Source organism: Intrasporangium oryzae NRRL B-24470 (assembly GCF_000576595.1).
Taxonomy (GTDB): Bacteria; Actinomycetota; Actinomycetes; order Actinomycetales; family Dermatophilaceae; genus Intrasporangium_C; species Intrasporangium_C oryzae.
Genome location: NZ_AWSA01000018.1, coordinates 87,362 through 95,001, shown reverse-complemented (window position 1 = coordinate 95,001; position 7,640 = coordinate 87,362). Strand labels below are relative to the sequence as shown.

5 protein-coding genes are annotated in these 7,640 nt (G+C 70.9%); 1 reads left to right on the top strand and 4 read right to left on the bottom strand.

Annotated features, from left to right (window positions below; all coding sequences use genetic code 11):
• The 3 genes from N865_RS10265 to argG all read right to left on the bottom strand — a co-directional run.
• A partial coding sequence (locus N865_RS10265) for a CdaR family protein (protein WP_034805083.1) occupies positions 1–1,022 on the bottom strand: 1,022 nt, incomplete at its 3' end.
• A gap of 74 nt (positions 1,023–1,096) precedes the next feature.
• Positions 1,097–1,804 carry a class I SAM-dependent methyltransferase gene (locus N865_RS21755; protein WP_051510435.1) on the bottom strand — a complete coding sequence of 236 codons (708 nt, stop codon included), beginning with the start codon at positions 1,802–1,804 and terminating at the stop codon, positions 1,097–1,099.
• Between the two features lie 97 nt (positions 1,805–1,901).
• Complete coding sequence (argG, locus tag N865_RS10255) at positions 1,902–3,326, bottom strand: argininosuccinate synthase (RefSeq protein ID WP_034805080.1); 1,425 nt, start codon at positions 3,324–3,326, stop codon at positions 1,902–1,904.
• A gap of 231 nt (positions 3,327–3,557) precedes the next feature.
• Between argG and N865_RS21750 the strand changes: the two genes are divergently transcribed.
• Positions 3,558–4,502: a type IV toxin-antitoxin system AbiEi family antitoxin domain-containing protein gene (locus N865_RS21750; RefSeq protein WP_051510434.1), complete on the top strand. Its 945-nt coding sequence runs from the start codon at positions 3,558–3,560 to the stop codon at positions 4,500–4,502.
• Positions 4,503–4,658: 156 nt separating this feature from the next.
• Here N865_RS21750 and aceE read toward each other — a convergent pair whose 3' ends face one another.
• Positions 4,659–7,430, bottom strand: coding sequence for a pyruvate dehydrogenase (acetyl-transferring), homodimeric type (gene aceE / locus N865_RS10245; protein WP_034805077.1), 2,772 nt, complete (start codon positions 7,428–7,430; stop codon positions 4,659–4,661).
• Positions 7,431–7,640: the final 210 nt, after the last annotated feature.

Sequence of the window (7,640 nt, the reverse complement as noted above, 5' to 3'; positions counted from 1 at the left end):
AGGGCCCCGCCGCTCTCGAGGTAGGCCGTGGCGGTCTCGAGCAGGGGCGTCTGGGTCGATCGGCCGAGCGGACGGTGGATCCGGTCGATGAGCAGGCGGCGCGCGGGCTGGTCGCCGGCCAGCGCCCGCTCGGGGAGCAGGGCGTCGGCCTCGACCACCCGAGGTGCCCCCGGCCAGGCCGCGGCGGCGGACAGGCCGCTCAGGGCCGCCCGGGCCGACCTGCCTGCGGCAAAGAGGTGGGGGACGGTCGGGCCGACCACGACGTGTCCGGATCCGAAGCAGTCGGCGACCCTCGTGACCACGGAGGTCGCCTCCTCGGTGCCGCCGATGATGGCGATGAGCCGGGATCGTTGGACGATCGCCAGCGCCTCGAAACCGTGGTGCTGCACCGCCCGCCGCAGCGTGTCGACGGCCGCTGCCGGTCCTCCGTCGGTGACGGGAGTGCTGCCGACCACGAAGGTCACGTGGGCGACGTCCCCCCATCCGAGTGCCGTCGCCCGCGACTGCATCGAGTCGTCGGCCTCCCCGCGCAGCACGGCGTCGACGACGAGCGCCTCGAGCCGCGCGTCCCAGGCGCCACGGGCCTCGGCGGCACCGGCATACACCTCGGCGGCCGCGAAGGCGATCTCGCGCGAGAAGCGCAGGACCGACTCGCGGAGCACCTGCTCGTCACCCCGACCCGCGAGGCTCTCGACCCGGGACTCGACGACGTCGACCACGGTTCGCACGAGGTCGAGCGTCTGGCGGAGGCTGACCGAGCGGGTCAGCTCCTGTGGCGCGTTGGCGAAGATCGAGATCGCCGAGGGAGCGTGGTCCTCGTCGTGGCGCAGCCAGCTGATGAACTGCGAGATGCCCGCCTGCGCGACGAGCCCGACCTGCGAGCGCTCCTCGGCCGACAGCCGGCGATACCACCCGAGGTTCTCCTCCATCCGCTGCGCGGCGAGCGTGGAGAGCTCGCCCGCGCCGCGCTCGACGGCGCGCGTCGTCTCCCTGCTCGGGGTCGGCCTGGGTGGGTGGCTCACGCGGCCAGACTATGCCTCAGCGCTGAGAGGTTTGTATGCCGCTCACAAAGCGGGCGACCGACGCTCGCTCCCGCTCATCGCGCCACGAGGACCGAGGTGTGCCCGGCGAAGGTGCGCTCGCCATCGAAGTAGGGCAGGGCGGCGGCCAGGCCCGTGTCGAAGGTGGCGAGATAGCCTGCAGCGGAGGCATGGTCGGGGAAGGTCGCCCGCGTCTCCACGTCGCGGCGCACCACCGACCCGAAGTGCCGACCGAGCGACTCCTCCGCGTTCTCCGAGGTGAACTGGGTGACGAGGGGCCGACCGCCCGCCTCGCGCAGGAGGTCGCCGAGGTGCTCCTCGCCGTTCGTCGCGACGGCAAGGACCCCACCCGGGCGGAGCACCCGGCGCACCTCGCGCAGGGTCTGGGCGAGGTCGGGCACGTGGTAGAGCATCCAAGCGGCGACGACGACGTCGAAGGAGGTGCCGGGGAAGGGGAGCGACTCGGCCGACGCCTGCACGGCTCGGACTCCGAGCGCGCGGGTCGCCTCGACCATGGCCTCGGACACGTCCGTCGCCAGGTAGTCGACCTGAGGAATGGCGTCGAGGACCGAGCGGGCGAAGTGGCCGGTGCCGCAGCCGATCTCGAGGACCCGGTTCGGCCGGGCCGACACGACGGCGGTGCGCAGGACGTCGGCCGGCGAAACGCCCTCGGGACCAGGTCCCCACACGGTGCGCCGCGTCTGGAGGTTGTCGGTGCGGGCGTACTGAAGGGCGACGGTCTCGGGGCGGGTCATCTCGTCCATGACGCGCCACCCTAGGCGAGACGACCCATGGACGGGTGGAGGTGGTGCCGACGCCCCCGATGAGCCAGCGCCACCTCCACCCGCGATCAGGGAGAGCTCAGTCGGTGCCGAACTCCATCGCCGCGCGGTCGAGCGCGTCGTCGGTGCTGTCGACGTCGACCGTCTCGGGGTTGGCCGAGATCGCGGTCGCCCCGCCGGGGGTGAGCTCGCCCACGAGCTCGGCGGCGTGTGCCCCGAGGAGGCCGTGAGCGGCATACAGCTCGAGCTTGGCGCGCGAGTCGGCGATGTCGAGGTTGCGCATCGTCAGCTGGCCGATGCGGTCGACGGGGCCGAAGGCCGCGTCCTCGGTGCGCTCCATCGAGAGCTTCTCCGGGTGGTAGCTGAACGCCGGGCCGGTCGTGCGGATGACCGACCAGTCGTCGCCGCGCCGCAGGCGGACCGTGACCTCGCCGGTGACGGCCGAGGCGACCCAGCGCTGGAGCGACTCGCGGATCATGAGCGACTGCGGGTCGAGCCACCGGCCCTCGTAGAGGAGGCGGCCGAGGCGGCGGCCCTCCGCGTGGTAGTTGGCGATCGTGTCCTCGTTGTGGATCGCGTTGAGGAGGCGCTCGTACGTGAGGTGGAGCAGGGCCATGGCCGGCGCCTCGTAGATGCCGCGCGACTTCGCCTCGATGATGCGGTTCTCGATCTGGTCGCTCATGCCGAGGCCGTGGCGGCCGCCGATCCGGTTCGCCTCGTCGACGAGGTCGACGGCAGTGGTGAACTCACGGCCGTTGATGGCGACCGGGCGGCCGCGCTCCCAGCGCACGGTGACGTCCTCGGTCTCGATCGCGACCGAGGGGTCCCAGAAGCGCACGCCCATGATCGGCTCGACGATCTCGATCGACTCGTCGAGGTACTCGAGCGTCTTCGCCTCGTGCGTCGCGCCCCAGATGTTGGCGTCGGTCGAGTAGGCCTTCTCGGCGCTCGCCCGGTAGGGCAGGTCCCGGGCCGTCAGCCACTCAGACATCTCCTGCCGGCCGCCGAGCTCGTGGACGAAGTCGGCGTCGAGCCACGGCTTGTAGATGCGCAGCTGGGGGTTGGCGAGCAGGCCGTAGCGGTAGAACCGCTCGATGTCGTTGCCCTTGAAGGTCGAGCCGTCGCCCCAGATCGAGACGCCGTCGTCCTGCATGGCCCGCACGAGGAGGGTGCCGGTCACGACGCGCCCGAGGGGGGTCGTGTTGAAGTAGGTCTTGCCGCCGCTGCGAATGTGGAACGCGCCGCAGGCGATGGCCGACAGGCCCTCCTCGACGAGCGCGGTCTTGCAGTCGACGAGGCGCGAGATCTCGGCGCCGTACTGACCGGCCCGGCCCGGGACTGAGTCGATGTCGGGCTCGTCGTACTGGCCCAGGTCCGCGGTGTAGGTGCAGGGGACCGCACCCTTCTCGCGCATCCAGGCGACAGCCACGGACGTGTCGAGGCCGCCCGAGAAGGCGATCCCGACGCGTTCACCGACAGGGAGGGAGGTCAGTACTTTGGACACGGCTGCAAGTATATGCACAGTCGCGCATACCTATCCACTCAGTTCCTGCTCCACGTGCTGCATCTGCGCCCAGGGACTGCTGGGGTCCGCGCGGTCCCTCGGCGAAAGTGCAGCCCGTGGGCCGAGGCGCGGGTCGCCGACCGATCCACACCCCTCGCGAACCGACCCGTCTCGTCCACAAGCCCGGAGGTCCGGGCGCGCCGTGGCCCCCCAGCCGGTCAGAGTCCTGCCATGAACCTGCACCTGCTCGGAGCCGGCGGCATCTTCTCCGCGGCGGACGCCGCCCGGCACGGGATTGACCGCCACGCCCTCTCGAGGCTGTGCTCGGACGCACGCATCGTCCGGCTGAGCCGCGGGTGGTATGCCGTTGTCGACGGGGAGCCGCCGAAGGGGGAGGAGCTGCACCGCCTCACCGCGCTGGCTCTCGGTCGGCAGTTCCGTGCCCGCGCGGTCATCAGCCAGCATTCGCTGCTCCTCTGCCGGAGGCTGCCGACCTTCCGGGCTGACCTTTCCACGGTCCACCTCACGTCGGGGGTCGATGACTCGCCGGCGGGAGCAGGCACGGGGCGTGGTCGACGCAGCGTCACCGTGCGCCGACCGGGGCTCGTCATCCACCGCCAGGTCGCCGGCATCCGGCTCGCGGAGCCAACGGCGCACGACAGTCGGCCGGCCGCGATCCCGCTGGCCCTCGCGATCGTGCAGTCGGGGCTCCTCGCAGGTCCCGAGAGCGCGCTGGTGCCGGCGGATGCCGCGCTGCGAGAGGGGCTCGTCACGGCTGCCGAGCTGACCGACGCGGTGTCCAGCTTTCGGGCGCACCCCGGGATCGGGCCGATCCGGTGTGCACTCCCGCAGGCCGACGGACGCCACGAGTCGCCCGGGGAAACCCGCGCGGCCTTCCTGCTCCGGGCGCTCGGCTTCGGGCTCGATCCACAGCACGAGGTCCAGTGCGAGGGCCGGCTCTACCGGGCCGACTTCCGCATCCGGGGGACGCGCGTGCTCGTCGAGTTCGACGGCGCGGTGAAGTACGCCAACCCTCGTGACCTCTTCGAGGAGAAGCAGCGAGAGGATGCGCTCCGGCGGGCCGGCTGGACGGTCGTGCGGCTGGTCTGGGCCGACCTCGACCACCCCGACCGGGTCCGTGCTCGGGTGCTCGACGCGATCGCTCGTGCTGGGTGACGGCCAGGGGCTGCGCTTTGCGGCACATGCAGCGCGGCGCCGCGCAGCTCTGGGGCCGAAGCGCAGCCCTTCGGACAAGCGACGTCGAGCCGGGTATGCCGCTGGGCCCGCCTCTCGTCGAGAAGCGGGCCCAGCGGCATACGGGAGAGGGAGGGCTCAGCTCTCCCCGCCCGCGTTGCCGGAGGTGCCGGCCGTCACGTCGTCGAGGCGGTAGCGCTCGGCGGCCTGGGCCGGGATGTCCGCGTCGATCTTGCCCTCCCGGGCGAGCACCTGGAGCGTGCGCACAGCGACGGACGGGCCGTCGATGTGGAAGAAGCGGCGCGCGGCCGGGCGGGTGTCGGAGAAGCCGAACCCGTCGGCGCCGAGCGAGGCGAACGTGCCCGGCACCCACTGGGCGATCTGGTCCTGGACGGCACGCATGTAGTCGGACACGGCGATGACCGGGCCCTCGGTGCCCTCGAGGCACCGGGTGACCCACGGGACGCGCTTCTCCTCGCCGGGGCGCAGGAACTCCTGCTCGTCGGCGGCGAGGCCGTCACGGCGCAGCTCGTTCCACGAGGTCACCGACCACACGTCGGCCGCGATGCCCCAGTCGTCGGCGAGCAGCTGCTGGGCCTCGAGGGCCCACGGCACGCCGACACCCGACGCGAGGAGCTGCGCCCGAGCCGGGGTGTGCTGCCAGCCGTGGGTGTTGGCCTCGGCGAGCTTGTACATGCCCTTGACGATGCCCTCGACGTCGACGCCCTCCGGCTCGGCCGGCTGGACGATCGGCTCGTTGTAGACCGTCAGGTAGTAGATGACGTTGGCCTCGTCAGGCGTCGAGCCCTCGCCGTACATCCGGCGCAGGCCGTCCTGGATGATGTGCGCGGTCTCGTAGGCGTAGGCCGGGTCGTAGTGCACGACCGCCGGGTTGGTCGACGCGAGGAGCGGCGAGTGCCCGTCGGCGTGCTGGAGCCCCTCGCCGGTCAGGGTCGTGCGACCGGCCGTCGCCCCGATGAGGAAGCCGCGGGTCATCTGGTCTGCGGCCGCCCAGATCGAGTCACCCGTGCGCTGGAACCCGAACATCGAGTAGAAGACGTAGATCGGGATCATCGGCTGCCCGTGCGTGGCATACGACGTGCCCGCTGCGGTGAAGGCCGCGAGCGAGCCCGCCTCGTTGATGCCGAGGTGCAGGATCTGGCCCGACTCGTTCTCGCGGTAGGCGAGCATGAGCTCGGCGTCGACCGGCGTGTAGTTCTGCCCGTTGGGGTTGTAGATCTTGATCGTGGGGAAGAACGCGTCCATGCCGAACGTGCGCGCCTCGTCGGGGATGATCGGCACGATCCGCTTGCCGAACTCCTTGTCGCGCAGGAGGTCCTTGAGCAGGCGGACGAACGCCATCGTCGTCGCCACCTCCTGCTTGCCCGAGCCCTTCTTGACCTGGGCGTAGGCCTCGTCGCCCGGCAGCTTGATCGGCTCGTGGACGGTGCGGCGGCTGGGGAGCGTGCCACCGAGCTTGGCGCGCCGGTCGACGGAGTACTTGATGACCGGGTGGTCGGCGCCGGGGTGGTAGTACGGCGGCTGGTACGGGTTGGACTCGAGCTGCTCGTCCGTGATCGGGATGCGCAGGCTGTCGCGGAAGTCCTTGAGGTCGTCCAGCGTCATCTTCTTCATCTGGTGCGTCGCGTTGCGCCCGGCGAAGTGCGAGCCGAGGCCGTAGCCCTTGATCGTCTTCGCGAGGATGACGGTCGGCTGGCCGGTGTGCTGCATCGCCGCCTGGTAGGCCGCGAAGACCTTGCGGTAGTCGTGGCCGCCGCGCTTCAGGTCCCACCAGATCTGGTCGTCGGTCCAGTCCTCGACCATCTTGGCCGTGCGCGGGTCGCGTCCGAAGAAGAAGTCGCGGACGTACTTGCCGTCGTTGGCACGGAAGGTCTGGTAGTCGCCGTCGCTCGTCTGGTTCATGATGTGCACGAGCGCGCCGTCGCGGTCGGCAGCCAGCAGCGGGTCCCAGCCGCGGCCCCAGACGACCTTGATGACGTTCCAGCCCGCGCCGCGGAAGAACGCCTCGAGCTCCTGGATGATCTTGCCGTTGCCGCGGACCGGGCCGTCGAGGCGCTGCAGGTTGCAGTTGATGACGAACGTGAGGTTGTCGAGCTCCTCGTTGGCGGCCAGCTGGAGCAGGCCGCGCGACTCGGGCTCGTCCATCTCGCCGTCACCGAGGAAGGCCCAGACGTGCTGCTGGCTCGTGTCCTTGATGCCCCGGTTGTGGAGGTACTTGTTGAACTGCGCCTGGTAGATCGCGTTCATCGGGCCGATGCCCATCGACACCGTGGGGAACTCCCAGTAGTCGGAGAGCAGGCGCGGGTGCGGGTACGACGGGATCGCGCGGACCGTGCCGTCGACGACGTGGCTCTTCTCCTGGCGGAACCCGTCGAGGTCGGCCTCGGTCAGGTGGCCCTCGAGAAAGGACCGGGCGTACATGCCGGGGGAGGCGTGGCCCTGGAAGTAGATCTGGTCGCCGCCGCCGGGGTGGTCCTTGCCGCGGAAGAAGTGGTTCATGCCCACCTCGTAGAGCGTCGCCGCGGAGGCGTACGTCGAGATGTGGCCGCCGACACCGATCCCGGGGCGCTGGGCGCGGTGGACCATGATCGCCGCGTTCCACCGGATGTAGCGACGGAACTCGCGCTCGACCTCCTCGTCGCCGGGGAACCAGGGCTCACGCTCGGGCGGGATGGTGTTGATGTAGTCGGTCGCGGTGAGGGACGGCACGCCGACCTGCTGGGCCCGGGCCCGCTCGATCAGCTTGAGCATGATGTACCGAGCTCGCGTGCGCCCCTTCTCGTCGAGGACGGCGTCGAGCGAGTCGAGCCACTCCTGGGTCTCGTCCGGGTCGATGTCCGGGAGCTGACTGGGGATGCCGTTGAGGATCGGGCCGGCCTCGGATGCCACGTCGTGGGTCCTTTCTCGTCGCGACGCTGCGCGTTCGGCCGGTCGGCCGCCGCGCTGCTCGTCCCATCCTCCACCAAAGCGTGTGGGTCGTCACACCCGGGTCACGTGCCGGATGGGATGACTCCTGATATGGGCCGCCCGGCGCCAACGCGCCCGGGCGGGGGTGGCCACACACAGGATGCGCCACGTGAGCAGTGCTTGCGCTGTAGC